General features: G+C 66.5%; 23 protein-coding genes. 10 read left to right on the top strand and 13 right to left on the bottom strand.

Annotation, left to right across the window (positions count from 1 at the left end; genetic code table 11):
* Positions 1–138 precede the first annotated feature (138 nt).
* Together ACYQML_RS13360 and ACYQML_RS13355 are read right to left on the bottom strand one after the other, a co-directional pair.
* Entirely contained in the window at positions 139–591 is a 453-nt protein-coding gene (locus ACYQML_RS13360; protein WP_461233078.1) for a hypothetical protein, read from the bottom strand.
* Positions 592–795: 204 nt separating this feature from the next.
* Positions 796–1479: a L,D-transpeptidase gene (locus ACYQML_RS13355; RefSeq protein WP_461233077.1), complete on the bottom strand. Its 684-nt coding sequence runs from the start codon at positions 1477–1479 to the stop codon at positions 796–798.
* 184 nt (positions 1480–1663) lie between these two features.
* Between ACYQML_RS13355 and ACYQML_RS13350 the strand changes: the two genes are divergently transcribed.
* Entirely contained in the window at positions 1664–2599 is a 936-nt protein-coding gene (locus tag ACYQML_RS13350; RefSeq protein WP_311274695.1) for a histone deacetylase family protein, read from the top strand.
* 7 nt (positions 2600–2606) lie between these two features.
* On the opposite strand, the gene ribB is transcribed toward ACYQML_RS13350, so the two are convergent.
* The 3 genes from ribB to ACYQML_RS13335 all read right to left on the bottom strand — a co-directional run bounded on the left by ribB (position 2607) and on the right by ACYQML_RS13335 (position 6160).
* Positions 2607–3683: a 3,4-dihydroxy-2-butanone-4-phosphate synthase gene (ribB, locus tag ACYQML_RS13345; RefSeq protein ID WP_207410470.1), complete on the bottom strand. Its 1077-nt coding sequence runs from the start codon at positions 3681–3683 to the stop codon at positions 2607–2609.
* Positions 3684–3731: 48 nt separating this feature from the next.
* On the bottom strand, positions 3732–4835 hold the full coding sequence (gene aroC, locus ACYQML_RS13340; protein WP_461233076.1) for a chorismate synthase: 1104 nt from the start codon (positions 4833–4835) through the stop codon (positions 3732–3734).
* A gap of 185 nt (positions 4836–5020) precedes the next feature.
* Positions 5021–6160, bottom strand: coding sequence for an anhydro-N-acetylmuramic acid kinase (locus tag ACYQML_RS13335; RefSeq protein WP_207410483.1), 1140 nt, complete (start codon positions 6158–6160; stop codon positions 5021–5023).
* A 123-nt stretch (positions 6161–6283) separates the two neighbouring features.
* On the opposite strand from ACYQML_RS13335, the gene tyrS reads away from it, so the two are divergent.
* On the top strand, positions 6284–7573 hold the full coding sequence (gene tyrS, locus ACYQML_RS13330; RefSeq protein WP_207410485.1) for a tyrosine--tRNA ligase: 1290 nt from the start codon (positions 6284–6286) through the stop codon (positions 7571–7573).
* Positions 7574–7965: 392 nt separating this feature from the next.
* On the opposite strand, the gene ACYQML_RS13325 is transcribed toward tyrS, so the two are convergent.
* Positions 7966–11421, bottom strand: coding sequence for a YhdP family protein (locus ACYQML_RS13325; RefSeq protein ID WP_461233075.1), 3456 nt, complete (start codon positions 11419–11421; stop codon positions 7966–7968).
* A gap of 169 nt (positions 11422–11590) precedes the next feature.
* Here ACYQML_RS13325 and ACYQML_RS13320 point away from each other — a divergent pair, with 169 nt between their 5' ends.
* A complete protein-coding gene (locus tag ACYQML_RS13320) occupies positions 11591–12058 on the top strand; it encodes a peroxiredoxin (protein ID WP_056423820.1) in 468 nt (155 codons plus the stop codon).
* Positions 12059–12162: 104 nt separating this feature from the next.
* On the top strand, positions 12163–13434 hold the full coding sequence (locus tag ACYQML_RS13315; protein ID WP_461233073.1) for a M23 family metallopeptidase: 1272 nt from the start codon (positions 12163–12165) through the stop codon (positions 13432–13434).
* Positions 13435–13461: 27 nt separating this feature from the next.
* Here ACYQML_RS13315 and prfB read toward each other — a convergent pair.
* Positions 13462–14590 (bottom strand): peptide chain release factor 2 gene (gene prfB / locus ACYQML_RS13310; RefSeq protein WP_461226523.1). Its coding sequence is split into 2 segments (ribosomal slippage): positions 13462–14520 and positions 14522–14590, totalling 1128 coding nucleotides; the frame shifts between segments, so codons are not numbered across the junction.
* Between the two features lie 129 nt (positions 14591–14719).
* Here prfB and ACYQML_RS13305 point away from each other — a divergent pair.
* Positions 14720–15145 (top strand): ribosomal maturation YjgA family protein, encoded by a 426-nt coding sequence (locus tag ACYQML_RS13305; protein WP_461233072.1) that lies wholly within the window; start codon positions 14720–14722, stop codon positions 15143–15145.
* A 3-nt stretch (positions 15146–15148) separates the two neighbouring features.
* On the opposite strand, the gene ACYQML_RS13300 is transcribed toward ACYQML_RS13305, so the two are convergent.
* Positions 15149–15469 (bottom strand): hypothetical protein, encoded by a 321-nt coding sequence (locus ACYQML_RS13300; RefSeq protein WP_461233071.1) that lies wholly within the window; start codon positions 15467–15469, stop codon positions 15149–15151.
* Positions 15470–15692: 223 nt separating this feature from the next.
* Here ACYQML_RS13300 and ACYQML_RS13295 point away from each other — a divergent pair, with 223 nt between their 5' ends.
* On the top strand, positions 15693–15986 hold the full coding sequence (locus ACYQML_RS13295; protein WP_461233070.1) for a hypothetical protein: 294 nt from the start codon (positions 15693–15695) through the stop codon (positions 15984–15986).
* Between the two features lie 105 nt (positions 15987–16091).
* Here the strand turns inward: ACYQML_RS13295 and ACYQML_RS13290 are convergent, their stop codons facing one another.
* The 3 genes from ACYQML_RS13290 to ACYQML_RS13280 form a co-directional block, all read right to left on the bottom strand.
* Entirely contained in the window at positions 16092–16304 is a 213-nt protein-coding gene (locus tag ACYQML_RS13290; RefSeq protein WP_056423810.1) for a hypothetical protein, read from the bottom strand.
* 127 nt (positions 16305–16431) lie between these two features.
* Positions 16432–17649 (bottom strand): LL-diaminopimelate aminotransferase, encoded by a 1218-nt coding sequence (locus ACYQML_RS13285; RefSeq protein WP_311274703.1) that lies wholly within the window; start codon positions 17647–17649, stop codon positions 16432–16434.
* Positions 17650–17756: 107 nt separating this feature from the next.
* On the bottom strand, positions 17757–18128 hold the full coding sequence (locus ACYQML_RS13280) for a hypothetical protein (protein ID WP_056423807.1): 372 nt from the start codon (positions 18126–18128) through the stop codon (positions 17757–17759).
* A gap of 114 nt (positions 18129–18242) precedes the next feature.
* Between ACYQML_RS13280 and ACYQML_RS13275 the strand changes: the two genes are divergently transcribed.
* Positions 18243–20045 (top strand): PHA/PHB synthase family protein, encoded by a 1803-nt coding sequence (locus tag ACYQML_RS13275; protein ID WP_461233069.1) that lies wholly within the window; start codon positions 18243–18245, stop codon positions 20043–20045.
* Between the two features lie 248 nt (positions 20046–20293).
* Here ACYQML_RS13275 and ACYQML_RS13270 read toward each other — a convergent pair whose 3' ends face one another.
* Positions 20294–21616, bottom strand: a complete 1323-nt coding sequence (locus ACYQML_RS13270) for an OmpP1/FadL family transporter (protein WP_461233068.1) — start codon at positions 21614–21616, stop codon at positions 20294–20296.
* 390 nt (positions 21617–22006) lie between these two features.
* Here ACYQML_RS13270 and ACYQML_RS13265 point away from each other — a divergent pair, with 390 nt between their 5' ends.
* From ACYQML_RS13265 to bioB, 3 genes are all read left to right on the top strand, one after another.
* Positions 22007–22891: a fumarylacetoacetate hydrolase family protein gene (locus tag ACYQML_RS13265; RefSeq protein ID WP_461233067.1), complete on the top strand. Its 885-nt coding sequence runs from the start codon at positions 22007–22009 to the stop codon at positions 22889–22891.
* Between the two features lie 109 nt (positions 22892–23000).
* Positions 23001–23993 (top strand): DUF808 domain-containing protein, encoded by a 993-nt coding sequence (locus ACYQML_RS13260; protein WP_461233066.1) that lies wholly within the window; start codon positions 23001–23003, stop codon positions 23991–23993.
* 91 nt (positions 23994–24084) lie between these two features.
* Complete coding sequence (bioB, locus tag ACYQML_RS13255) at positions 24085–25104, top strand: biotin synthase BioB (protein ID WP_461233065.1); 1020 nt, start codon at positions 24085–24087, stop codon at positions 25102–25104.
* Positions 25105–25106: 2 nt separating this feature from the next.
* On the opposite strand, the gene ACYQML_RS13250 is transcribed toward bioB, so the two are convergent.
* Entirely contained in the window at positions 25107–26591 is a 1485-nt protein-coding gene (locus ACYQML_RS13250) for a sensor histidine kinase (RefSeq protein ID WP_461233064.1), read from the bottom strand.
* Positions 26592–26779 lie beyond the last annotated feature (188 nt).

Below are 26779 nucleotides of genomic sequence, written 5' to 3'. Positions count from 1 at the left end.
GGTCCGAATTTTTGCGATTTCTAAAAAGCCTAAAATTTCGAATCAAGACCGGTAGTGGTTGAGTGTGTCGTCAGGCCCCCCTCTAATTGCCATCGTTCGCTGGCCAGTCCGGCGAACGCGATCCGGACCCGCTCAGATTCAGGCCGCGTCCAGCAGCTCGACCGGCGATACCGAGGTCGCTTCCTCGACATGCAGACGACGGTGGGCGGAGCCGATGGCGAAGGCGACGAGGATTTCGTGGCTCGTCTCGGCCTCGCGAACGATCTCGAAAGCGATGCGGGCGGCAAGCGCTGTAGGGCCGGCATCGCTGCGCAGGGAGCCGACGAGCCAGCGGGCGATCTCGACATCGACGTAGCCGGTGGGACGCTCGCCCCAGACGGCGAAATTCACCACCGCGGCGCTCACGAGATCGGCATACGACACGTCGCTCTGCGGCACGGCCCGGTCGAGGGCGATGAGCATGTCGGCCTCGTCCGCATGCGAGATGCCGTCCGGGAGGATATCGCGACCGAGGACCTGAACGTCGGCGGCGGTGATGCGGCCGGCGGCGACGACACGGTTACAGAAGAGCTGAAGCGAATGGTTGATCATTGGTTGGTGCCTCCCCGGCTTTATTTGCGCCGGTCTGTGTTTCTGCATGTCGATGACTATGCAGGAGGCACCCGTTCAAGAAGTTAACGGCCAAATCTGAATCAACGTTCAGGTTAAAGGCTGCTCACGAATGAGCCTTTCCGAATCGTATCTTTGGAGCCCGGCTCCGCCGCCTCGGCGACGGAGCCGGTTCCCATCTTCGCCTCAGCGCACCACCACCTTCGCGCCGATCGGAACGCGCTCGTAGAGATCGACCACGTCCGCGTTGAGCATGCGGATGCAGCCGGACGACACGGCCTGGCCGATCTTCTCCGGCTCGTTGGTGCCGTGGATGCGGAACAGCGTGTCCTTCTTGCCCTCAGCGAGGTAGAGCGCGCGGGCCCCGATGGGGCTGGTGGGGCCGCCCTCGAGGCGCTTGGGCAGTTCCGGGCGGCGGGTGATCATCTCGGGCGGCGGGTTCCAATCCGGCCACTCGCCCTTGCGGTCGACATTGGCGGTCCCGGCCCAGGCCATGCCGGCATGGCCCACGGCCACGGGATAGCGCACGGCCTTGCCGTCCGGCAGCACGTAATAGAGCCGGCGCTCCTTCGTCACGACGATGACGGTGCCCGCGGGCTCGTTCGTCTTGTAGTCGACGGTGGTGCGGGCGATCTTGGGATCGACATTGCCCTGCGGCGCCTGTTTCAGCCATTCCTTGTCACGGGCCTCACCGGTCAGCGCCGGGGGCTGGGCCAGGGCCGTATGCGCGGTTGGCGGGCTGAGCGGGGCGGTCGCCGTCTGCGTGTTGCAGGCGCCGAGAGCGAGGGCGGACAGGATCGTCGCGGCGCCGAGCGAGCGACGCAGGACGCCGTGACGGGAGGGGATGGGCGACCGGGTCGTGGGCGACATGTGAGAGTGAGCCTGTCTCGAAGCCGGGGGGCTTCGAAGAATGTGGTTGATGGATTATGTCGCCATCTAACTCGCAGACTGATCGGCGCGTAATCTCGCTACCCTGAACCGTGGCGCATTTGCATCGTATGTTGTGCGTAAAGCACAGTCGGGTCGGGTGGAACGACGAGGATCGTTCGGAGGGATGAGCGTGACGACCCTGTACGTAAGCCACCCCTCCGCGCTGGATCACCAGATGCCCGAGGGGCACCCGGAACGATCGGACCGGATCCGCGCCGTGGAGGCCGCCCTGGAGAAGGAGCGGTTCTCAGGTCTGCTGCGCGAATCGGCGCCCCGCGCTGAGACGGAAACCGTCGCTCTCGCCCATCCTGTTCCCTATGTGGAGGCGATCATCGCGGCCTCCCCGCGGTCGGGCTATGTCCAAATCGATTCGGATACGCTGATGTCACCCGGCACCCTCGACGCGGCCCTGCGCGGCGTCGGCGGCGCCGTCCATGCGGTGGATGCGGTGATGAGCGGGGCCTGTTCGAACGCCTTCGTCGCCATGCGGCCGCCGGGCCACCATGCCGAGCGCATGCAGGCGATGGGCTTCTGCCTGTTCAACTCCGCCGCCATTGCCGTCCGTCACGCCCGGGAACGGCACGGAGCCAGCCGGGTCGCCTTGGTGGATTGGGATGTCCATCACGGCAACGGCTCGCAGGACATCTTCTGGGACGATGCGGCGGTGATGTACGCCTCGACCCATGAGATGCCGCTGTTCCCCGGAACAGGCGCAGTAGGCGAGCGCGGCACCCACGACACCATCGTCAACGTGCCGTTACGGGCCGGCGACGACAGCTGGATTTTCCGCGAGAAGTTCGAGAAGGGGGTCCTCGCTCGCCTCTCTGCTTTCGCCCCCGACCTGATCGTGATCTCGGCAGGCTTCGACGCCCACCGCCTCGATCCGCTGGCCAGCGTCGAACTCGACGAGGCCGATTTCGGCTGGGCCACCCGGAAGCTCATGGAGATCGCCGACAAGCATGCCGGCGGCCGGATCGTCTCGGTCCTGGAGGGCGGCTACAGCCTGGACGGTCTCGCCCGGTCCGTTACCGCCCATATGGATGCGCTGATGGGACGGTGAGGGGGACTCACCCTTCCAGCGGCACCTCGCCCAGCAGATCGATGCCGAAGCCAGACAGGCCGACATAGGAGCGCGACGAAGTCGAGAGGTTGCGGATCGAGACGATGCCGAGATCGCGCAGGATCTGGGCGCCCAGACCGACCTCGCGCCATTGCCGCACGCGCTGGGCTTCCGCTCCTTCTTCTGCATAGGAAGAGAGCGGCACTCCGGCGGTGCCGTCGCGCAGGTAGACGAGGACGCCGCGTCCCTCCTTGGCGAAACGGCGCAGGACGCAGTCGATCGACTTACCGCCGCCGATCACGTCGGCCACCACGTTGGAGCGATGCAGGCGCACCAGCACATCCTGCCCGTCGCCGATATCACCCTGAACGAAGGCGAATTGCTGCACCGTCTCGAACGGGGTCGTGTAGGCGAAGCCGGTGAGCTCGCCGAACTCCGACTTCACCGGGAAGGTCCCGACGCGCTCGACCAGCTTCTCGCGCGCCTGCCGGTAGGCGATGAGATCGGCCACCGATACGCGCTTGAGGTTGTGCAGTTCCGAGAAGGCCGTGATCTGCGGCCCCTTCATCACCGTGCCGTCATCGTTGGCCAGTTCGCAGATGACGCCCACCGGCGGCAGTCCGGCGAGCTTGCAGAGGTCGACCGCCGCCTCCGTGTGGCCGGAGCGCATGAGGACGCCGCCGTCCTTGGCGATGAGCGGGAAGACGTGGCCGGGGCGGACGAAATCGGATTCGCCCATATTGCCGTTGGCGAGCGCCCGCACCGTGTTGCAGCGCTGCTCGGCCGAGATGCCAGTGGTCAGCCCGTGCTTCACATCCACCGTGACGGTGAAGGCGGTGCCCAGGGGCGCATCGTTGGAGGCCACCATCGGGTCGAGCCGCAGACGCCGCGCTTCGGCGCGGGTGAGAGGCGCGCAGACGATGCCGCAGGTATTGCGGACGATGAAGGCCATCTTCTCCGGGGTGCAGAGCGAGGCCGCGACGACGAGGTCGCCCTCGTTCTCACGATCGTCGTCATCGGTGACGACGACGATCTCGCCGCGGGCATAGGCCTCGATGGCCTGCGTGACGTGGGTATGGGGCAAGGGATATCTCTTGGAATTCGCTGGGCGGATGGGCTGCGGCGCGCCGGGTCACCCCCGCGTCCCGACCTGCCCCCGGTGACGCAGATAGTGATCGGCCAGCACGCACGCCATCATCGCCTCGGCGACGGGGACGGCGCGAATACCCACGCAGGGGTCGTGGCGCCCCTTGGTGACGAGATCGACGTCGCGGTTGTCGGCCGTCACGCTCATGCGCGGCGTCAGGATGGAGGAGGTCGGTTTGACCGCGAAGCGGCAGATCAGCGGCTGGCCGGTGGAGATGCCGCCGAGGACGCCGCCGGCATGGTTGGCGAGGAAGGTCGGAGCGCCGGCATTGCCCGAGCGCATCTCGTCGGCATTCTCCTCACCGCGCAAAGCCGCCGAGGCGAAGCCGTCGCCGATCTCGACGCCCTTCACCGCGTTGATCGACATCATCGCGGCGGCGAGATCCGCATCGAGCTTACCGTAGATCGGTGCTCCGAGGCCCGGCGGCACGCCCTCGGCGACCACTTCGATGACGGCGCCGATGGACGAGCCGTCCTTGCGGATGCCGTCGAGATACTCTTCGTAGAATTTGGCCGTCTCGGCATCGGGGCAGAAGAACGGGTTGCGCGCCACCTCGTCCCAATCCCACCGCGACCGGTCGACCGCATGCGGTCCCATCTGCACCAGGGCGGCCCGGATGACGATGTCGGCCGGCAGGACCCGCCGCGCGATGGCCCCGGCCGCCACGCGGGCGGCGGTCTCACGGGCCGAGGAGCGGCCGCCTCCCCGATAATCGCGAATGCCGTATTTGGCGTCGTAGGCGTAGTCGGCATGACCCGGCCGATAGCTGTCGCGGATCTCGGAGTAATCCTTCGAGCGCTGGTCGGTGTTCTCGATCTCCAGGGCGATCGGCGTGCCGGTGGTCAGCTGGACGCCGCCGGTGCGGTCGTCGGCGAAGACGCCCGACAGGATGCGGACTTGGTCGGGCTCGCGGCGCTGGGTCGTGAAGCGCGACTGGCCGGGCTTGCGCCGGTCGAGCTCCGCCTGGATGTCCGCCGCCTCGATGGGAATCCCCGGCGGGCACCCGTCCACCACGCAGCCGAGCGCCACCCCGTGGCTCTCGCCGAAGGTGGTCACGCGGAAGAGATGGCCGAAAGTGTTGTGCGACATGGTGGGAGACGCTCTAGCGCGGGATGTGGCCGAGAGCAAAGCGCCGGGCTCATGCCAGACCTCGCTGAGCCTGACTCATCGAGGTCTGCCCGCGCGACGGCGCGGCGGCGGTCATCCGCCGGACCTCACTGAACCCGACCTATGGGTCGGGTTCAGTGAGACTTGGTATTCAGCGAGGCTTGGTATCATGCCTCCGGCCGCGCCAGCACCCCGCCGGTCATCGCCTCCCGCACGCCGGTGGTCGACGGGAAGGTGATCGGCAGGCCCTTCAGCGAGCGCACGGCGAGATGCGCGAAGGCCTGGGCTTCGAGATAGGCCGAAGACCAGCCGATGGCGTCCGCCGTCGTGATCTCGGCGCGCAGGTGGTAGTTCAGAAGCCGCACCAGCTCGCCGTTGCGGGCGCCGCCGCCGGCGACGATCCAGCGCGTCGGGATTTCCGGCGCGTGGTCGAGGGCACGGGCAACGGACCGCGCGGTGAAGGCTGTGAGCGTCGCCGCCCCGTCCTCGGTGGACAGCTGGCCGGCGAGCTTGTGCGAGAACCAGTTGCGGTCCAGTGATTTCGGAGGCCTGCGGAAGAAGAACGGGTGGGTCAGGAGCCAGGCGAGGAGCGGCTCGTCCGGCCGTCCCCGCGCCGCCGTGCGCCCGCCATCGTCCAGCGGCCGGCCGGTGCGCTCTCGCATCCAGTCGTCGATAAGCGCGTTGCCGGGCCCGGTATCGAAGGCGATGACGTCGCCGTTGGAGGCGATGAGCGTGGCATTGGCGACCCCGCCGATGTTGAGGATGCCGAGCGCGCCGTCATAGCCCGCCGCCTTGGCGAGCGCCTTGTGGAAGACCGGCACCAGCGGCGCCCCCTGCCCTCCCGCAGCGATATCGGCATGGCGCATGTCCGACACGACCGGGATGCCGAGACGGCGGCTGAGTGCGGCCCCGTCGCCGATCTGCACGCTCATGCGCTGGTCGGGGCGATGGACCACGGTCTGCCCATGGAAGCCGATGACGTCAATATCCGCAGCGCTGAGGCCGTTATCCGCAAGGAAGGCTTCCACCGCCTCCGCATGGGCCGCGGTGACGAACGTCTCCGCCTCCGCGAGGCAGCCGGGCCGGTCCTCGCGCGCGACCACGGCCTCGGAATCGGACAGCGCCCGGCGGAGCAGCTCACGATCCTCGTCGGTATAGCCGCGATAGCCGGTGGGGCCGAGCGGCTCGAGGTAACCGTTATGGCTGCGGACCACCTTCACGTCCTCGCCGTCGGTCTCGATCAGCGCCACGTCGACGCCGTCGAGGGAGGTGCCGCTCATCAGGCCGATCGCCCGCATCATGGTCATGCCGTTTACGCCCCGTGCCTTCCGCGGTGAGCCCTGCTAAGAGCCGCGCATCACTTGACCTGCTGCTATCACGCCGGCGTTTCTTCTGTCCCGCGCCGCGACCCGTTGAATCCGGAACCCCGCATGTCCACCGCTACGCCGAACCAGCCTGAGACCTTCGCGCCGAAATCCGACTTCCTGCGGGTTCTGTCCGAGCGCGGCTACATCCACCAGGGATCGGACCTCGCCGGGATCGATGCGGCGGCCCTGGAAGGCCGCCTGACGACCTATGTCGGCTACGATTGCACGGCCGCCTCGCTGCATGTGGGGCATTTGCTGTCGATCATGATGCTGCACTGGCTGCAGAAGACCGGAGGCACGCCGATCACCCTGATGGGCGGCGGCACGACCCGCGTCGGCGACCCGTCCGGGCGGGACGAGTCGCGGAAAATCCTCACGCTGGAGCAGATCGAGGAGAACAAGGCCGGGATCCAGAAGACCTTTTCGCGGTTCCTGACCTTCGGGGGCGGCGGCAACGGCGCGACCATGGTCGACAACGCCGAGTGGCTGACCAAGCTCAACTACATCGAGATGCTGCGCGATATTGGGCGTCACTTCTCGGTCAACCGCATGATGTCGATGGACAGCGTGCGGATGCGCCTGGAGCGCGATCAGGAACTGTCGTTCCTCGAATTCAACTACATGATCCTGCAATCCTACGATTTCGTGGAGCTGAACCGCCGCTACGGCTGCATCCTGCAGATGGGCGGATCGGACCAGTGGGGGAACATCGTCAACGGCATCGATCTCGGCCGCCGCATGGGCACGCCGCAGCTCTACGGCCTGACCTGTCCGCTGCTTACCACGGCGTCCGGCGCGAAGATGGGTAAGACGGCGGCCGGAGCGGTCTGGCTCGATGCCGGGATGTTGAGCCCCTACGATTACTGGCAGTTCTGGCGCAACACCGAGGATGCCGACGTGGCTCGGTTCCTCAAGCTGTTCACCCTGCTGCCGATGGACGAGATCGCCCGGCTTCAGGCGCTCCAGGGCGCCGAGATCAATGAGGCCAAGAAGGTGCTGGCCACCGAGGCGACGGCGCTCATGCACGGGCGCGAGGCGGCTGACGCGGCCACCGAGACCGCCCGCAAGACCTTCGTGGAAGGCGCCGTGGCGCAGGACCTGCCGAGCGTCACCGTCGCCCGCTCCGTTCTGGAAGCCGGTCTCGGCGTGCTCTCGGCCTTCGGTCCCGACCACGCTAAGCTCGTCCCCTCCACCAGCGAGGCGCGGCGCCAGATCAAGAGCGGCGGGTTGCGTGTCAACGACGTCCAGATCACCGACGAGAAGGCAGTGCTGACCACAGCCGATCTCGGCCAGGATGGCGTGGTGAAGCTTTCCTTCGGCCGCAAGAAGCACGTGCTTCTCCGGGTCGAGTGAGGCGACGGGGGTAGAACCTCGATCGGGGCTTTCGAAAGTGTGGCGCATCTCCTTCCCCCCTCTGCGGGGGAAGGTGGCCCGCGAAGCGGGTCGGATGAGGGGAGCACGTTGTTCGGAGAGATCGCCCCCTCTCCCGCCGGCTCGGCGGGCACCCTCCCAAGCCGGCGGCGCTACGGCATTCACAGATTTTGCGGGCTGCGCAGCCCTGCCCTCCTCCGCCTTGTGGGGAGGAGTTGGAGGTGGGGTGGTCGGGTGCCCCTCCCGCTGCTGCGGAGGCTGGCGGAGCCACCCCCACTCCTAACCTCTCCCCACAAGGGGGAGAGGGACGCGGTCTGCCTAAAAGCAGTTGTATAAATCCCGTAGCCCGCAGAGGGCGGACGTGGCCGGCTACCTCAGCGTTCGGTCTCTCCGGCGGAGGTCGCGCCGGGAAAGCCGTCATTCCCTCCGGCGCTGAACAGACGGCGCAGGATGCCGGGAGCCAGGGCGGAAAGCGGGTTCACACTCACATCCGGCTTGGACAGGCGGCCCGAGACCCGGAAATTCAGGGCGAACAGGCCCTCGTTGTTCCCGCCGCCGAGAAGCTGTCCGAACAGCGGCAGGCGCGAGACGACGTTGTTCAGCCCGTAGAGCGGGACGAAGGTGCCGTTGATGTCGGCGCGTTCCTTGGCGGTGTCGAGATAGCCGCTCATGGTGAAGCCCATGGCGGCGTTGGAGATGGCGGCGTCGGTAAAGTCGACGCGGCTGCCGGTGCGGGTGAAGTTCGCTCGCAGGCGGTCGAAGTTCACGTCGTTGCCGGCATTCTGGATGATCTGCTTACGGCCCTTGGCATCGACGACCTCGCTGGTCGCCGGGCCCTGCGCCATGATGCTCGACAGGGCCGGCTCGTTGCGCAGCACGAAATCGCGGATTTGGACCACGCCGGTCTGCGGCCCGTCCCCTAGGGTGCTACCGAGGACGAGCCGCCCGCCATACATGCGCTTGTAGATGTCGACGAAACGCAGGGTCGCCCCGGCATCGGTGGTCTCAATGTTGATCGAGGGATCGCTGCGGCCCGAGCGGGACACCACGGCGGAGAAGCCAGCTCCGTTGAAGCGGCCCTGCAGGCGGCCCGAGCGGAAATCCTTGCCCTTCATCGAGAGCTTCGCGCTGGCGCCGGTCAGCGCCTCGCCGTTGAAACCGGTGATGATGCCTAAGCTGATATCGGCCTCGATCTCCTTGGACTGGTCCCGGCCGCTTTCCTTGCCGGCCTTGCCCTCCGGTGCTCCGAGCGACTTCATGAAGGGCCGCGCATCGGCCACGGCCCCTTTCACGCCCACCTTGTAGAGGTTGCCGCTGCGGTCGATCTGGATGCGCATGTCGTCGCCGGGCGAGAGCTTGAAGCTCGAAAGGTCGGCCCGGTCGAACTGTCCGTCGCCGTTGATCGCGGCCGTGCCGCGCGCGCTGGCGCTGCCGGCATCGAGGACGATGTCGCGCAGGTCCATGGCCCCGCCCGGGCTGACCTCTGTCATGACGAAGCTGACGCGCCCCGGCTTGCCGGCCGGTTTGACGAAGCCCGGGATCAGGCCATCGATGGAGGCTCGGGACAGATCCGCTTCCATGCGGATAGGCGAGCGCGCCGGGCTCCCCTTTCCGATCGCGAGATTGATCTTTAGTGGGATCGGCCCGGCGAGTTGCGGGGCCACCGGCAGGCCTCGCCTCGCCCGCAGGGCTTCGTCGAGGAGGAGCGTCGCGTTGACCTCGCCCGGTGCGCCCGCCTTCGGTTGGCGCAGGTCGAGGGTGAGCGGCGAGCCGAGGACCCGGCCGTCGCCCTTCAGGGTGAAACCGCCCCGTTCGTAGGTAACGGCGAAGCGGCCGTTCTCCAGCTTCTCCTTACCGAAGGCCTTCTCGACGGCGAGGTCGTTCAGGGTTCCGTTGAGGCTCACGGGAAGGTCCGGCAATTCGGGGATGCGCTTGAGGTTGAGCGGGAAGTCGATGCGCAGATCGGCATTGCCCTTGACCGAAGCCGGGTCGATCTCGACCCCGGTGAGGTTCTTGAACATCTTGGTCTGGAGCAGGGCGACGAGGGCGTCCGCGCCGCCGCCGAGCTTGAGGCCGATCTGGGCGGTGACCGTGTCCGGCGTGATCTTCGGGATCACGAACGAGCCGTCTGTGATGTAGAGCGTCCGGTCGTCCGGCATCTTGATGTCGGCGGTGACGCCGCGGATGTTCGTGGTCAGGCCGGTGATGGTCCCCGTCACACGGCCGCGGCTCAGGGGGGGAGCGCCCTCGCTCACCGCCAGCGTGGCGTTGGAGACGGCGAAATCGATATGGATGGCGCTGTCCGGCATCGGCTCGCCACGCGTCGCGGCGGCAAGCTCACTGCCGCTCATGTCCACGGTGATGTCGACCTTGTCCACGAGGCCGCCCTGGAGGTTGTCCACCAGATATTCGCGGGCGGGCGGAGCGATATGCTCCGGCCACAGGCGCAGGGCCATGCGCCCATCGGTATGGGCCGCATTGATCTTCAGGGTGAGGCCGCCCTCGTCAGCGCTGGTGTCCACCGTACCGGTGACCCGGCCGGTGGCTCCACCGGCTCCCGCCACGGTGAACTCGTCGATGGACATGCCGCCATCCCGTCCCGTGACATGGGCCGAGAGGGCGTCGAGCTTGACCGGCTTATCGGTCCTGGCGGCACCGCGCAGGATCGCATCCTTGCCCGCGAGGGCCAGGGTCCAGGCCGTGGGGCCCCCCACCGGGCTCGCCGTCCAGACGCCGGCGAGATGCACCGCGTTGCCGGCTCCGAGATAATCGATGCTGTCGAGGTTCAGGACCCGCTTGGCCTCGTCCCAACTGACCGAGGCGGTCAGGCTCTCGATGGTGACCGGGTTGAAGTCCTTTTCCTCGATGAGGAAATTGCCATCGCTGGTCTTCACCGTCGCTTTCAGGGTTTCGATCCGGCCCTGGTCGAGGCCTACTTCCGCTTTGGCCGAGACCTTCAGGTCGGTCTCGATCGGCAGTTTCGATTGCCCCGAGAGGAGGAGGAGATCGGTGACCGGCAGATCGTCCAGGGTGATGATGCCGTTGCGCTTTCCTTCGCCGCCCTCGTGCAGGTCACCGCCGAAGCGCCATTCCCCGTGAGGGCCGTCGATGCGCAGCTCGAACACGCGGGAGTCCCGCACCGCGTCGCGCCGGAACAGACCGTTCACATGCTCGAACACCCCGCGCTGGCGGGCGTCGTCGTCGATCAGCGTCAGGCGACCGTTCGTGATCCGCGCCCGGTCGAGGGCTCCGACCACGCCGGCCGGATCGAGGACGATGCCGAAGATCGAAGCGATGGCGGCCGAGATCGGCGACGAGGTTCCTCGGGCACTATCCACGCTGGGCAGCGTATGAGGCTCCGCCGCGGCATGGGCCGGATCGGAACCGGCGAAGGCGATGGACCCGTCGCGGTGGACCAGGGCCGTCATCTGCAGATCGCGGAACTCGATGGCCCTCGGCTGGACGGCGAGGCGCAGCAGACCCCAGGTGTCCAGGCTCACCACCGCCATGGGAGCGCGTAGCACAAGGGCGCCGTCCGGGTTGTGGATGTCGAGGCCGACGACCTGAAGCGCCAGGGAATTCTCGGAATCGAGCTCGACGGTGCTGTCGCGCAGGTCCACCCGCCAGCCGGGGCCGATGCTGCCCGCGATGGCCGAGGCCACGCGTTCGGACATGCCATCGATGCGCAGGGGACCGTTGGTCAGACGCCAGAACGCGCCGGTAACGGCGAGCGTCAGGGCGACCACGAGCACGACCGAGCACCATAGCAGCGGGCGCCGCCGGCGGCGCGACCTGCACCGTCGCAAACCTGTGGCCGTGTCCTGGTTCATCGATCCTTGAGCCGCTGGATCGGACGGGCCGCTCACGCTATCGAGCGGGTGTCCGGGATTCGGGGTTGCCTTGACCCGGCAATCTTTCGGTCCTCAGCCGAGGGGTTACGTGCACCCCCCGATCAACGCCTCTTGTGGCACACTATCAATCGGCCGAAAGGAAGGCATCATGCCTCTCGACACCGGAGATCACGCTCCCGCCTTCACGTTGCCCGGAGCGGGCGGCGCGGAGATCAGTCTCGATGCGCTCTTGGGTCGCAAGGTCGTACTCTATTTCTACCCCAAGGACGATACCAGCGGATGCACCCTAGAGGCGCAGGGGTTCAACGCTCTTGGCGACGCCTTTGCAGAAGCCGGTGCCGTCGTGGTGGGCGTTTCACCCGATTCGGTGAAGAGCCATGACAAGTTCCGGGCCAAATACGACCTGACCTTCCCGCTCGCCTCAGACGAGAGCAAGGCGATGCTCGAAGCCTACGGGGTGTGGGTCGAGAAGAGCATGTACGGCCGTAAATATATGGGCGTCGAGCGCACCACGGTGCTGATCGACGCGCAGGGCCGCATCGCCCGGATCTGGCCGAAGGTGAAGGTTCCCGGCCATGCCGAGGAGGTCCTGGCGGCCGCGCGCGCCCTCGCCTGAAAGCTGTCCCCCTCCGGCATCATGGCTAATCCCCTGACGCGCGATTTTGCGCTTCTTTAACCCTGATCCCCTCCAATGGCGCGAGTTGGATTGGGGTTGCCCGTATGCGCCTGTCGTCACCTATCGCCGGAGGGTTGCGCTTGCCGAAAGCCAGGCGGCGCCTCGTGCCGGCTTTGGCCTGCGGGCTGGCGATCGCCACGCTCTGGGCCGGGGGCGCCACGTGGTACCTGGTGTTCCACGACGAGGTGCTGGCCCGGTTCGTGTCCCAGCAGACCGCCCTCCAATACGGGTACGAGGAGCGGATCGGAGCCCTCAGGCTTCAGCTCGACCGGGCGACGATGGAGCATCTGGCGACGCGTGAGGGCATCGCCGCGCGCATCGCCGATCTCTTGCAACGTCAGGCCGTGCTGGAGAAGCGTCAGGCCCAGCTCGCGCTTCTCGCCGGCGAGGCGCAACGCCCAATGATTGCCGCCGACCAGATCGGCGCCGACGATCCAGTCGAGACCGGGGCCCTCGGCTATGCCGGTCCGGTGGCCGATCCCGTTGCTAAGTCGTTTGCTGCGCCATTGCCCAAGTCGATGCCGAAGCCGTTTCCCACTCCGGATGCACTCGAACTGCGCTCGCGCGACACTGACGGACAGCCCGGCCGCCAATCCCTGCGGAAGAGCGAGCAGGTTCTGGCGGCGCTCGACCAGCGCCTCGATCGACTGGGAGCGGACCAGATCCGAACCCTGGACGGGTTGGGCGTGCGCGCGATCCGTGGGTCCCAGCGCCTGCGCGACATCGTGTTCCGGGCCGGCCTCGACCCGCAGCGTTTCGAGCGCCAGCGCGAGGCGGGCATTGGCGGGCCGCTCGTGCCGCTCTCTGCCGATCCGTTCGGCATCGCGGTTGGACAGGTTCAGCGAGCTCTCGGCGAGGAAGACCGCCTGCGCCGCATCGCATCCGCCCTCCCCGTCCGGCAGCCCCTGACCGGCAAGTACAGCCTGTCGAGCGGTTTCGGACCGCGTCTCGATCCGTTCACGCGCGGGCTCGCCCTGCATACCGGCCTCGACATGAAGGCCGAGTTCGGGGAAAGCGCGCGCGCGACGGCGGCCGGCCGGGTGACGGTCGCAGATTACAGCGGCGGCTATGGCAACATGGTCGAACTCGACCACGGCAACGGGCTCGTCACCCGCTACGCCCATCTCTCGTCGGTCTCGGTCGGGCCCGGAGAATGGGTCGAGGCCGAAGCCGCCATCGGCCGCGTCGGCTCCACCGGACGCTCGACGGGAAGCCACCTGCATTACGAGACGAGAATCGACGGCGAGCCCGTGGACCCGCTGCGTTTCCTGCGCGTCCTCAGCGGATCGGACGCGCAGTTCCTCGCCGCCCGCTAGGAGCGCACATCTGAAGGCAAGCGAGGATCAGTCGATGTCCTCGACCTCGCCGGCTCCGCCATAGACGCGCTGGGCCAGCGACGCTTCCATGAAAGGATCGAGCGCGCCGTCCAGTACCTCGTCGGGATCGGTGGACTGGGTGCCCGTGCGCAGGTCCTTCACCAGCTGATACGGCTGCAGCACGTAGGACCGGATCTGGTGGCCCCAGCCGATATCGGTCTTGGCCGCGTTCTCGGCGTTGGCCTTCTCTTCGCGCTTCTTGAGCTCGGCCTCGTACATCCGGGCGCGCAGCATGTTCCAGGCGGTGGCCCGGTTCTTGTGCTGGGACCGCTCCTGCTGGCACGCCACCACGATCCCGGTCGGGTTGTGGGTGATGCGCACGGCCGAATCGGTGGTGTTCACGTGCTGACCACCGGCGCCCGACGAACGATAAGTGTCGATGCGGCAATCCGATTCCTTGATCTCGATGACGATGCGGTCATCGATCACCGGATAGACCCGGACGCTGGCGAAGCTGGTATGCCGGCGCGCGCTGGAATCGTAGGGCGAGATCCGAACGAGGCGGTGAACGCCGGATTCCGTCTTGAGCCAGCCATAGGCGTTGTGGCCTTTGACCATGAGCGTGGCGCCCTTGATCCCGGCCTCGTCGCCATCCGACCATTCGACGATGTCGACCTTGTACTTCCGGCGCTCGGCCCAGCGGCCGTACATGCGCTGGAGCATGTTCGCCCAGTCCTGGCTCTCGGTGCCACCGGCCCCGGCATGGACCTCGACATAGGTGTCGAGGCCATCGGCTTCGCCGGACAGGAGGGTCTCGATCTGGCGGCGCGCAGCCTCCTTCTCGACGGCGCGAACGCCATTCTCGCCCTCGAGAATGGTGTCCTGGTCGCCTTCCATCTCGCCGAGCTCGATCAGCGTGACGGCATCGTCCAGATCTTGGGCGAGTTTTCTGATCGCAGCCACGGCCTCTTCGAGGGCGCCGCGCTCACGCATGACCTTCTGCGCCGCCTCCGCATCGTTCCAGAGGTCGGGGTCTTCGGAAGCCGCATTCAGCTCCGCGAGTCGTTTCTCGACGGTATCCCAGTCAAAGATGCCTCCTCAGCAGTCCGATCGACTGCTTGGCGGCATCCGAGAGTTGTTCGATCTCGGCGCGCATCTGGTGTTTCGGCTCGTGGTGAAGGTATGGGGCTCGGCGTGTGAGCGCGGGTGATACCGAGACGCCTGCCCGGTGTAAACGGCGGCGCCCGTCTTCCTTATCCGTCACGATCCGAGACGCTGCGAACGCATGGCGCCAAACATCGCTTCCAGATCCACCGGCCGCATGCGGGCACGCGCGCTCTATCTCGAGGCTGGCCTGGCCATCATCGGCGCGGGATTGACCCTCCGCTTCGTCCCTGTCGGACTGCCCTCGGGGATCGTAAAATACGGCGGCTCAGCCCTATGGGGGGCTATGGTCTATTGCCTGGTCGCGGTGCTGCTGCCGGGCCGGCGCACGAGGGCTATTCTCATCGTTGCCGGGACGATCGCCCTCTTGGTCGAACTCTCCCGCCGCATCCATACGCCAGCGCTCGACGCTTTCAGGCTGACGCTCGCCGGTGCTCTTTTGCTCGGACGGATCTTCTCGCCCTGGAACCTCGTCGCCTATGCGGCGGGCCTCGCCGCGTCGGCCCTCGTGAATCGTCTGGTCAGATCGCGGGCGGATGGGGAATAGAGGTCAGCGCCCGTAGGCGGGGGGCGCGACGCGCGCCGGGGCCAGGACGAATTCGTGCGGCCGCTTGCGTCCGTTCAGCAGACCTTCCGTCGGTGAATCCTCGAAATAGCTGTTGCCGCTGAGGCCGAACCCTCCGCCATTCATGACGCTCGGCACGGGAATCGCGCGCGCATCGTCAGGGACGGGACGGCCCGTCGCCCTGTCCGTCGGCAGGATGTAGGGGCCATGCGAGGCCGTATAGGAGGTCTGGGCGACCGCGCCGGTGGCGACGGACAGGCCGAGGCCGATCAGGCCGGCGGCGGCGAATGTCGAGAGATGCTGCACGGGTCGCTCCGTCGCGGTGTTCACATGCGGCCGCGGCCGCTCTTGCTCTTACCATGACTCAGGAGAGGTTGCCTGTCCGTGTCATTGGCGCGCCAAGCCGCAACTTTTTCACGTCCGCCCTCCGGGCTCGGGATGGGCGTCCGATCCCTGGGGCAACCGAGCCGGACGCGCCGCGTTAACCTCCCAAGCGCGATCTTCAAGCGCATCCAACAAGGAGCCCAACGTGACCGACATCAAGATTTCTGCCGCCGCTGCCGCAATGGTCGTTGCCCTGTCCGGTGCCGCCTTCGCACAGACCGGCATGCCCGAGAGCCACGGCACCAACGCCGCCGGTTCGAAGTCGGGTGTCGTGGGCAAGGGGGACAGCCTCGAGGCCGGCCCGGCGACCACCGGAACCGCGACCGCACCGGGTGCCCGCACGGCACCGGGCAATGCCATGCCGGCCACTCCCGGTATGACGACCAACGATCCGAGCGCGGCACCGCGCCCCGTGAGCCCGGCGCCGGCCGCCCGCTGAGGCAAGGTTCGACCGGTGTAGGAAAGGGCTGATCGCCCTTTGAAAAGAAAAGGCCGGAGCGATGCTCCGGCCTTTTTCCATGAAAGGGTGCTCCGTCCGGGCGGATCAGCCCTTGGAACGAAGCACGACCTGCGGCTCGCGATGAACCGGTTCGCAATTGCTGACGACCGCATTTAGAACGAAGGGCCGGGAATCGCAGACATAGCTCAGGCCCGGCTCAGGCGCGGGAACGGGGTCACGCGCGACGATCGGGTTCGGCGCACAAGCACCGGCCGATCCGGCCAGCAGCAGCGCGACGGTCAGGGTCAATCCGCGCATACGATCCTCGGTGGCAGGCGACATCCCGCGACCCTGCTCACCGGGACGGCATGTGACAAGCACATGAGAGGGTCACCGGCCGCTTTGGCGCGACCTGTCTCCTCCCCGCAACATCGTCTCCGATGCGTCAGCCCGCTTTGGTCAGCGGCACGACGTTGTGCAGCGTGCGGTCGGACGTCTCGAAGAAACGGCGAATATTTCGGGCCGCCTGACGGATGCGCTGCTCGTTCTCGACCAGCGCGATACGGACGTAATTGTCGCCGTGTTCGCCGAAACCGATACCCGGCGCCACCGCGACGTCCGACTTCTCGAGAAGCAGCTTGGAGAATTCCAGGCTGCCGAGGCTCTGATACTTTTCCGGAATCGGCACCCAGGCGAACATCGAGGCCGACGGGCTCGGGATCTTCCAGCCGGTCTTGTCGAACGACTCGATCAGCGCGTCCCGGCGTTTCTTGTAGATCCCGCGCATCTCGACGATGCAATCTTCCGGGCCGTTCAGGGCGGCCGTCGCCGCGACCTGGATCGGCGTGAAGGCGCCGTAATCGAGGTAGGATTTCACGCGTGTCAGCGCCGCGAGTAGGCGCTCGTTGCCGACAGCGAAGCCCATGCGCCAGCCGGCCATGGAGAAGGTTTTTGAGAGCGAGGTGAACTCCACCGTGCAGTCGATCGCGCCCGGCACTTCCAGAACAGAGGGCGGCGGCTCGCCGTCGAAATAGACCTCCGCATAGGCGAGGTCCGACAGGATGATGATTTCGTGGCGCTTGGCGAAGGCGACGAGGTCCCGGTAGAAATCGAGGCTCGCGACGTAGGCCGTGGGGTTCGAGGGGTAGCAGACCACGATCGCCACCGGCTTCGGGATCGAGTGCTGCATGGCCTTCTCGACGGCCGGGAAGAAGGCCGGGGTCGGCTCGGCCGGCACGGAGCGGATCACGCCGCCCGCCATCAGGAAGCCGAAGGCGTGGATCGGGTAGCTCGGATTCGGTACCAGCACGACGTCGCCCGGCGCGGTGATCGCCTGCGCCATGTTGGCGAAGCCCTCCTTCGAGCCGAGCGTCGCCACCACCTGCGTGTCGGGGTTCAGGCTCACGCCGAAGCGGCGCTTGTAATAATTCGCCTGGGCGCGGCGCAGACCGGCGATGCCCTTCGAGGACGAGTAGCGGTCCGTGCGCGGCCTGCCCGCCGTCTCCACCAGCTTGGCGATGACATGACGCGGGGCGTCGAGATCGGGATTGCCCATGCCGAGATCGATGATGTCGGCGCCATTGGCGCGCGCCTGGGCCTTGATCCGGTTGACCTGCTCGAACACGTAGGGGGGCAGGCGCTTGATGCGGTGAAAATCGGTCATGGGCTTCACGGGGTCCGATGCGCGAATCGCATGATTCGCGCGTTCAAAACTGTCATCACTCTGACGTGGTCGGCCTGTCTACCATTTCGGCGGCCCGGAGCCGACCGTTATTGTGCAGGCTGGATCTGGCCGGTGGCGCGGGCGGCGCTCTCGGCGGCGCGGCCCTTGGCCTCGTTACGCCCACGAGCGCCCATCAGATCGTTCTCCAGACTCTTGGTCCCCTCGGCGGTGCGGGCGCTGATGGGTCTGGCGGGTGCTGCGACGCCGACGGGCAGGTAATCGGCGTCGGTCTTGCGGGACTGCACCACGAAGTCGGGCGCCTTCACATCTTTCGGCCCTCCGCCGGCGAGCGTATAGGCGCCGCGCATGGCGTTGAGGTCGCCGGAGCATCCTCCTGCGGCGAGAAGTCCGCCGAGGACGAGGGCGAAGCGCGGAGCAAAGCCGCACCGCCTGTGATTCCGTGATGAAGGCTCTGACATAATGACCTGAAACGTAAGCCGCGCCCTGGCGGAAAGTCGAGGTGCCGCGTTAATTTGTCGAGAACGAGGACGGTTCGGCCGGGCCGTCCCACGGAATAGAGGGGAAATCCACGCGTGACGACCGACAGGACGACACCGCTTCCCGATATCGACGCCTTGTCCCGCAACGCGACGTTGCTGATCGAGGAGTTCACCCGGACTGCCGGCGCCTACATGAAGCCAATCAGCCAGGCCGACCCGCTCGACCCCGAACTGGCCAAGCCCCCGGAAGAGGTCAACGACGTCGTCAAGACCCTCGGCACCGTCGCCGAGCGTTGGATGGTCGATCCGCAGAAGTCCCTCGAAGCCCAGAAGAAGCTCAGCGACGCGTTCATCACCCTGTGGGGCTCGACCTGGCATCGCCTCCAGGGCGAGGAAGCCCCGCCCGTGGCTTTGCCCGAGGCGAAGGACAACCGCTTCAAACATGCCGAATGGTCTACCAACCCGATCTTCGACTTCATCAAGCAGAGCTACCTCATCACCTCCCGCTGGGCCGAGGAGCTCGTCGACGAGGCCGATGGGATCGACGAGCATACGCGCCACAAGGCCCAGTTCTACCTCCGGCAGATCGTCGGCGCGCTCTCGCCGTCCAATTTCGTGATGACCAATCCCGAACTGATTCGGCATACGCTGCAGGAGAACGGCGCCAATCTCGTGCGCGGCATGAAGATGCTCGCGGAGGATATCGAAGCTGGCAAAGGTCAGCTGCGCGTCCGCCAGACCGATCCGTCCGGGTTCGAGGTCGGCGTCAACGTCGCCGTGTCCCCCGGCAAGGTGGTGTTCCGCAACGACCTGATGGAACTGATCCAGTATTCGCCGATCACCGAGACGGTGCTGAAGCGCCCGTTCCTGATCGTGCCGCCCTGGATCAACAAGTTCTACATCCTCGATCTCAACCCGTCGAAAAGCCTGATCGGCTGGATGGTGTCGCAGGGCCTCACGGTCTTCTGCATCTCGTGGGTGAACCCCGACGAGCGCCATGCCGACAAGGATTTCGAGAGCTACATGCGCGAGGGCATCGAGGCGGCCATCGACGCGATCGGTGTCGCCACCGGCGAGAGCGAGGTCGCGGCGGCAGGATATTGCGTCGGCGGCACTCTGCTGGCGGTGACCCTGGCCATGCAGGCGGCCACCGGCAACAAGCGGATCAAGAGCGCCACCTTCCTGACGACGCAGGTGGATTTCACCCATGCCGGCGATCTGAAGGTCTTCGCCGACGAGGAGCAGATTCGCGGCATCGAAGCCCGCATGAAGAAACGCGGCTACCTCGAAGGCTCCGGCATGGCGGCCGCCTTCAACATGCTGCGCCCGAACGACCTGATCTGGTCCTACGTGGTCAACAACTACGTGAAGGGGCAGACGCCCTCGGCCTTCGACCTCCTCTACTGGAACGCGGACGCCACGCGGATGCCGGCGGCCAACCATTCGTTCTACCTGCGCAATTGCTACCTCGATAACACCCTCGCTCAAGGCCGCATGATCCTCGGGAACGTGCGTCTCGACCTGAAGAAGGTGAAGGTGCCGATCTTCAACCTCGCCACCCGCGAGGATCACATCGCCCCCGCCATCTCGGTCTTCGAAGGGTCGTCCAAGTTCGGCGGGCCGGTCGACTACGTGCTGGCCGGGTCGGGTCACATCGCCGGCGTGGTCAACCCGCCTTCCAAGCCGAAATACGGGTACTGGACCGGCGGGGCGGCCAAGGGACGCCTGGAGGATTGGATCTCGGCGGCGACCGAGCACAAGGGGTCGTGGTGGCCCTATTGGTTCGAATGGCTGGAAAAGCAGGCGCCCGCCCGCGTGCCTGCCCGGATTCCGGGAGAAGGAGGCCTCGCCTCCCTCGGGCCGGCGCCCGGGACCTATGTCCGCATGAAGGCGTGATCGGATCGAATGACCGGGTCGAGAACGCGACCGTCGGTGGCTCGTGCAGCCGGCTGACAGGTGTTCGACTGCCTTTTTTCGAATCTCCGTCACCTCATTCTGAGGTGACGGAGCGTAGGCTTCGAGGGAGCCCTCCAGTTCGCGCAACGGTGTCTGGAGGGCTCCTTCGGGGCGGCTATCGCTGCACCTCAGGATGAGGTCGAGGGGGGAAGTTCTCCTCAAAGCCGCGGTGTTCCGGTCGAGGACCCTCAGAATTTCCGCACCAGCGGCGCGGGAGCGATCGGAGCGGCCGGCGTTCCGAAGACGTAGCGGAAGCCCACTGAAACGATGTCCGCGCTGCCGCTCGTATCGGCCGCGAAGGGGATGTCGCGGAAGTTGTAGTCGCGGCCCGGCCCAGCGAGGAGCTTCGAATCGCCCACGAGGAAGAGGTGGGAATAGGCGATGTTCAGGGTCAGCTTCTCGCTCCAGCGATAGCTGCCGCCGAGCGAGACGTTGAAGCGGTCGCTGTCGGGCAGCCGCACCGAGCGGTTCGAGAAATCGATGGGCGATTGTTCGTAGGCGAGACCGGCCCGAACGGTAAGGGCCGGCGACCAATCGTACTCGCCGCCGACGGAATAGGTGTAGCCGTCCTTGTAGTTCAGGGGCAGCGTGGTCGCGATGCCGCCGGTGGTGCGGCCGACGATGCCGACATCGCCGAGCCTCGACCAATTGTCCCACTCGAAACCGAGATTGACACGGGCGACCGGGCTGACGGCCTGGGTCAGGCCGACGCTCAGCTTTTCCGGGGTGTTGAGGTTGGCGGTCGCCTGCTGGCTCAGGAAGGCCGCCGGCCCCGGCAATAGGAAGGCGCCCTCGATGTCGTGATGCACGGAGGAGCGATAGCCGACGCCCAAAGCCGTCCCGGCCCAGGGGGTGATGAGCACGCCCGCCGTGAATCCGACGCCCCAGGACTCGCCTTTCAACGAGGCATTGGGGGCGATGAGAGGGCTGAACGAGAGCGGGAAGGCTTGGCGAAGGGTCAGGCGGAAATACTCGATGTTCGGCCCGGCGGCGATCGAGAGCCACTCGTTGACCTTGAAGCCGATGGTCGGGTTGAACGAGAGCGAGAAGATTCGGCTCGACCGTCCATAGACTTCACCGGCCCAGTCATCGCGGGGCTTGGTCACGAGGCCGAACGGAGCGCCGGTATGGATACCGATCCAGAGCCTGTCGGTCAGCTGATAGGAGGTGGCGCCGGCCGGGATCACGGCTCCCTGGCCGATATCGCCGCTGCCGCCCAGTGGCGCGAATAACGGCGAGGTGCCGTCGGTCGGGGTGATCTTGGAGGAGAGGTTGATAAAGCTGAGATTCTGCTCGCTGACCCAGCCGGGGTTCATGGTGATCGTGGCCGGGTTCCAGAACATCGACGAGACGCCTCCGGAGCCGGATGCCGCACCGGCGAAAGCCTGACCTTCGGCAAGGGTGCTCTGTTCGCGGATACCGAACGCGCCGGCCAGGGCTCCCCCCGCCGTCAGGGTCAGGAGCACGGTAGAAATTCCCGCCAGAGCCGCGTTGCGAATCGTCATGGCCATGTCCTCTTCCCGACCCTTGCTTACGATGCTCGGATTTACCGTAGAGTGATCCCCGGCCCGCATCTTGAGCAGAAGAGTGCCGTTCTTGGTCGGTCTGTGCAATCCATGTTAGTTGAGGTGTTAATCGTTTCCTAATCTGAGGTTTACTTTGAGGATGCATCTGATGACATCATCGGCTTGTGTCACCGAAAAGCATCGCGGTAGATAGTTCACATCTAAACTGTCGGATTTACGTATCGGCGTTCATGCAAGAAAATGCGTATTCTGGCGGGTTTCCCGAGCAGTGTATGAATTATGCAACATGCGCGTGTCCGGCCTCGACACCTTGCCAGGGACGGTAGTGGGACCGATCTCAGTGCCAGTCCATCGATCGAAGGGGAGTGAGAGCCGATGAAACTGGTGCGTCATGGTGATGTGGGCGACGAGAAGCCGGGTCTGATCGATGCTCAGGGCGGATTGCGGGATCTGTCCGGTGTCCTGCGCGATATTTCCGGTTCCGCCCTCGCGACGACGTCGCTGGAGCGGCTGCGGTCCCTCGATCCCGAAACCTTGCCGCTCTTGTCGCCGGAGACACGCCTCGGTCCCTGTGTCGGCGGAACGCGCAACTTCATCGCCATCGGGCTGAACTATACCGATCACGCGGCGGAGATCGGCGCGGATATCCCGGCCGAGCCGATCGTCTTCAACAAGGCGCCGTCTTGCATCTCCGGTCCCAACGACCGGGTCATTCTGCCGAAAGGGTCGGCCAAGACGGATTGGGAGGCGGAGCTCGCCATCGTCATCGGCGCACGTGCATCCTACGTCCATGCCAACGAGGCTTTGTCCTATGTGGCCGGCCTCTGCCTCTGCAACGACGTCTCCGAGCGGGAGTACCAGTTCGATCGCGGCGGGACATGGAGCAAGGGCAAGGGCTGCCCGACTTTCGGCCCCCTCGGGCCCTGGCTGGTGACGCTGGACGAGATCCCCGACCCGGCGGCCCTCGACATCTGGCTCGACGTGAACGGCGAGCGGATGCAGACCGGGTCGACCTCGAGGATGATCTTCGACGTCGCCCAGATCGTCGCCTATCTCTCGCATTTCATGATGCTGGAGCCGGGCGACGTGATCACCACGGGAACGCCCCCTGGCGTCGGCATGGCGCGCAAGCCTCCGCGTTTCCTCAAGAGCGGGGACGTGATGACCCTCGGCATCACCGGCCTCGGTGAGCAGCGGCAGGAAATCGTCGCCTTCGACGATTGGACCGCGAAGGTCGCGGCCGGCGAACCGACTCATTGAAACGGGGCGGGGATCGAAATCCCCGCTCGCTCGTCTCCTCTGCTAGAGGCAGCTTGGCCGGTAACCTGCGTCGCGCGGCCCGGCCCATGGCAGTTGGAAGGACCTAACCTTGAGCATCGGACTGATCGCCCTCCTCGACGACATCGCGGGGCTCGCCAAGGTCGCGGCCGCTTCCCTCGACGACGTCGCCGGGCAAGCCGCCAAGGCCGGTGCGAAGGCGGCGGGGGTCGTCATCGACGACGCCGCCGTGACGCCGCGCTACGTCGTGGGCTTCGCGGCCGAGCGCGAATTGCCGATCGTGGGCAAGATCGCCATCGGTTCGCTGCGCAACAAGATGCTGTTCCTGCTGCCGGCGGCCCTGTTGCTGCAGGCCTTCGCCCCCTGGGCCATCACCCCGCTGCTCATGCTCGGCGGGGCCTATCTCTGCTACGAGGGCACTGAGAAGGTCTACGAGGCGCTGTTCCCGCACAAGGCGCATGCGCATGAGGCCAAGCTCGACGCCGATGCCGGCGACGGCGCGGCTATGGAAGCGCGCAAGGTCTCCAGCGCGATCAAGACGGATTTCATCCTGTCGGCCGAGATCATGGCAATTTCCCTGGCCTCCCTCCCGGAAGGCAGCATCTGGACGAAGGCGATCGTGCTCGCGGTCGTCGCCATCGGCATCACGGTATTCGTCTATGGCGGCGTGGCGCTCATCGTGAAGGCGGACGATGCCGGGGTCGCGATGGCGAAGAACAATTCGGCGTCCGTGTTCGGCAGCGCGATCCGCGGCTTCGGCCGTGCCCTGGTCAAGGGCATGCCGGTCTTCCTGCAGCTTCTGGCCATCATCGGTACAGCCGCGATGATCTGGGTCGGCGGCGGCATCCTCGTCCATGGTCTCGAAGGTTACGGCCTGCCCCAGGTCGCCCACGTGATCCACGAAGCCGCTGCCGGCAGCGCGAAGATGGTGCCGCCGGTCGGACCCGTCGTCGAATGGATCGTCACCGCCATCGGCTCCGGCATCGTCGGTCTGGTGGTCGGCGCTGCGCTGATTCCGATCACGAGTTACCTCATCGCGCCCCTCTGGTCGGGCCTGTCGGGATTGCGCGGCAAGACGGCGTGAGGGGGCTATCCTGGCCGGCCTGAAGCCAAATGCATCGGGTCATGCGGCCGGCCCGGCTTGATTTTCCGGCGAAGATTCGCCTCATGGGGCCATGACTGACACCGTGGCCCCCCTCGCCCCCTTCCCCGCCACCGCGATCCCTGCGATCCGGCACGATTGGACCGTGGCGGAGATCCAGACGATCCACGACCTGCCGCTCCTCGACCTCGTGTTCCGGGCGGCACAGGTCCACCGCGCGCATAACGACCCGGCCGATATCCAGCGCGCCGCCCTGCTGTCGATCAAGACCGGCGCCTGTCCGGAGGATTGCGCCTATTGTCCACAATCGGCGCATCACAAGGGCACCGGCCTGCCGCGTGAGCGCCTGATGGCGGTGGACAAGGTGCTGAAGGAGGCCGCCGCCGCGAAAGCCGCCGGGGCCCATCGTTTCTGCATGGGTGCCGCCTGGCGCCAGCCCAAGGACGGGCCGGAATTCGATGCGGTCCTCTCCATGGTGCGCGGTGTCCGCGGCCTCGGAATGGAAGCCTGCGTCACGCTCGGCATGCTCACCCCATCCCAGGCCGGGCGCCTCGCCGAGGCCGGGCTGACCTCCTACAACCACAACCTCGATACCGGCCCGGATTTCTACGGCGACATCATCTCGACGCGGACCTACGAGGATCGCCTCAACACCCTTCAGAACGTGCGCGATGCCGGGATCGGCGTCTGTTGCGGCGGCATCGTCGGCATGGGCGAGGGCGTGAAGGACCGCGCGGCGATGCTCCAGGTGCTCGCCAACCACGCCCCCCATCCCGAGAGCGTTCCGATCAACGCCCTGGTGGCCGTCGAGGGGACACCTCTCGAGGACCGTCCGCCCGTGGACCCGCTCGATCTCGTCCGGATGTGCGCCACCGCCCGCATCGTCATGCCGAAGGCGCGTGTGCGTCTCAGCGCCGGCCGCAAGGGGCTCACCCGCGAAGCGCAGATCCTATGCTTCCTCGCCGGCGCGAACTCGATCTTCTACGGTGAGCGTCTTCTCACCACGGCCAATAACGAGACCGACGCCGATGCGGAACTGCTTCGCGACATCGGCATCACCGTGCCGGGCCTGACCCTGGCGGCGGCGGAATAAGCTCAGAGCGAAGTCGGCGCGCGGTCCGGGATCACGATCCGGAAGCGGGCGCCCTCGCGTTCTTGCGTCTCATCGAGGGTGAGACGCCCGCCCTGAAGCTGGATCAACTCGGCGGCGATCGGCAGGCCGAGCCCCGTCCCCCCCGCGCGCATCGACCCCTCGAAGGGCGCGAACAGGTTCGCTCGCGCCCGTTCGGGAAGCCCGGGTCCGTTATCCGAGACGACAACGGTCAGGTTTCCCGAACCCGGCTTACCGTGGCGGCTGGCCTCGATCTCGATGACCGGATCGGGCGCTCCGGCTTTCTCGGCGCCCATGGCCTGCACGGCGTTGCGCACGATGTTGGTGAGCGCGCGCGAGAACTGGTCCGGATCGATCTCCACCTCGATATCCGGCTCGCATACGACGCGGATCGTCACGCGTGACGCGTCGTCGAGCCTCGCCAGATCGGACAGTTCAGCCAGCAGCGGTGCGAGCTGGATTGTGCGCCGCTGCGGCATTGCCTCGGTCGCCCGACCATAGGCCAAGGTCTCCTCGCAGAAACGGATCGCCCGGCCGAGCGTGGCGAGGAGGCGGGGGGCGATACGCTCCACCGCCGGGTCGGACACCGTCTCAAGACGGTCTCCGAGCAGCTGGGCGGTGGTGAGGAGGTTGCGCAGCTCGTGGTTGATCTTGCTCACCGACAGGCCAAGCTCGGCGAGGCGGCGCTTTTGGCGTAGCTCGCCCGCGAGCGCCGTCTCCATGCGGGCCAGGGCCACCTCAGCGTGGCCGATCTCGTCGGTCCTGCGCGAGGGTGTGATGATGCGGTCGCTCCCCTGGGGATCGTCCGCGAATTCCGTGATGTTGCGGGCGAGGCGCCGAACCGGCCGCACGATGATCCGCTGCAGCATCAGAAAGACGAGGCCGGCCACCGTGGCGGCGATCGCCAGCGACGAGAGCAGCAGACGATCGGCGAAGTCGATCAGCGCCTCGCGCAGGGGCGCCTCGTCGAGCAGGATCTCCACCAGGTCGAACCCGTCCCGCCCATGGCCAATGACCCGGATCGGACCCTGATTCTCGGAGAAAACGGTCCGCCATGCCCCCCCGATGGAGGTGATCCAGTCATGCGAGCGCAGATCGACATGGCCGGTGACCTCCGACGGCACGGCGTCCACCGCGAGCAGGCGGCGTGTGCCGTCGCCGCGAACCGCGATGGCGCTGGCGCCGACACCCTTCAGAAGATGCCGGGCCAGTTCATCCGAGACATGCTGATCCGGCGAGGCATCGAGGACCAGAGCGGCGATCTGCGCGGCGGCGATCCGGTCCGACAGCCACATGCGCCGGTAATTCGCGACGGTGGGCACGTAGATTAGGATTTCGACGAGGGCGACGAAGGCGATGGTCACGAGGAACAGCCGGCCCGACAGGCCGAGATGTCGGCCGATCCCCGCCCGAGCCTCCGCTGCGACGGGGACAGGTGTTTCCATGTCGGCGCGTGGCGTCGCGTCCATCACGGGGTCCCGATCATCCCTGCTCCCGGGTTTCTTTGCTCGTCCCGGTTGCTCCGGCGCGGCACCGGGCCAGCACCGGTATTCCGTTCCCTCGGCGTCGAACGACACATGTCGATCTTGTTGTTTGCATGACGGTTACGCTTCGCGCGCGGCCCCGTCGAGTACCCCCGCAATGGGGATCTGGCGTG

It is taken from the genome of Methylobacterium sp. CM6244 (genome assembly GCF_054817885.1).
Note: the sequence above shows the minus strand (reverse complement) of the source record. Positions and strands in the feature narration are given on the sequence as shown.

Excerpts from the sequence above, each read along its gene's own strand:
- ACYQML_RS13360 (WP_461233078.1), bottom strand. The coding sequence starts at position 591 with ATGATCAACCATTCGCTTCAGCTCTTCTGTAACCGTGTCGTCGCCGCC.
- ACYQML_RS13355 (WP_461233077.1), bottom strand. The coding sequence starts at position 1,479 with ATGTCGCCCACGACCCGGTCGCCCATCCCCTCCCGTCACGGCGTCCTG.
- ACYQML_RS13350 (WP_311274695.1), top strand. The coding sequence starts at position 1,664 with ATGAGCGTGACGACCCTGTACGTAAGCCACCCCTCCGCGCTGGATCAC.
- aroC (WP_461233076.1), bottom strand. The coding sequence starts at position 4,835 with ATGTCGCACAACACTTTCGGCCATCTCTTCCGCGTGACCACCTTCGGC.
- ACYQML_RS13335 (WP_207410483.1), bottom strand. The coding sequence starts at position 6,160 with ATGACCATGATGCGGGCGATCGGCCTGATGAGCGGCACCTCCCTCGAC.
- tyrS (WP_207410485.1), top strand. The coding sequence starts at position 6,284 with ATGTCCACCGCTACGCCGAACCAGCCTGAGACCTTCGCGCCGAAATCC.
- ACYQML_RS13325 (WP_461233075.1), bottom strand. The coding sequence starts at position 11,421 with ATGAACCAGGACACGGCCACAGGTTTGCGACGGTGCAGGTCGCGCCGC.
- ACYQML_RS13320 (WP_056423820.1), top strand. The coding sequence starts at position 11,591 with ATGCCTCTCGACACCGGAGATCACGCTCCCGCCTTCACGTTGCCCGGA.
- ACYQML_RS13315 (WP_461233073.1), top strand. The coding sequence starts at position 12,163 with ATGCGCCTGTCGTCACCTATCGCCGGAGGGTTGCGCTTGCCGAAAGCC.
- ACYQML_RS13305 (WP_461233072.1), top strand. The coding sequence starts at position 14,720 with ATGGCGCCAAACATCGCTTCCAGATCCACCGGCCGCATGCGGGCACGC.
- ACYQML_RS13290 (WP_056423810.1), bottom strand. The coding sequence starts at position 16,304 with ATGCGCGGATTGACCCTGACCGTCGCGCTGCTGCTGGCCGGATCGGCC.
- ACYQML_RS13285 (WP_311274703.1), bottom strand. The coding sequence starts at position 17,649 with ATGACCGATTTTCACCGCATCAAGCGCCTGCCCCCCTACGTGTTCGAG.
- ACYQML_RS13280 (WP_056423807.1), bottom strand. The coding sequence starts at position 18,128 with ATGTCAGAGCCTTCATCACGGAATCACAGGCGGTGCGGCTTTGCTCCG.
- ACYQML_RS13270 (WP_461233068.1), bottom strand. The coding sequence starts at position 21,616 with ATGGCCATGACGATTCGCAACGCGGCTCTGGCGGGAATTTCTACCGTG.
- ACYQML_RS13265 (WP_461233067.1), top strand. The coding sequence starts at position 22,007 with ATGAAACTGGTGCGTCATGGTGATGTGGGCGACGAGAAGCCGGGTCTG.
- bioB (WP_461233065.1), top strand. The coding sequence starts at position 24,085 with ATGACTGACACCGTGGCCCCCCTCGCCCCCTTCCCCGCCACCGCGATC.
- ACYQML_RS13250 (WP_461233064.1), bottom strand. The coding sequence starts at position 26,591 with ATGGACGCGACGCCACGCGCCGACATGGAAACACCTGTCCCCGTCGCA.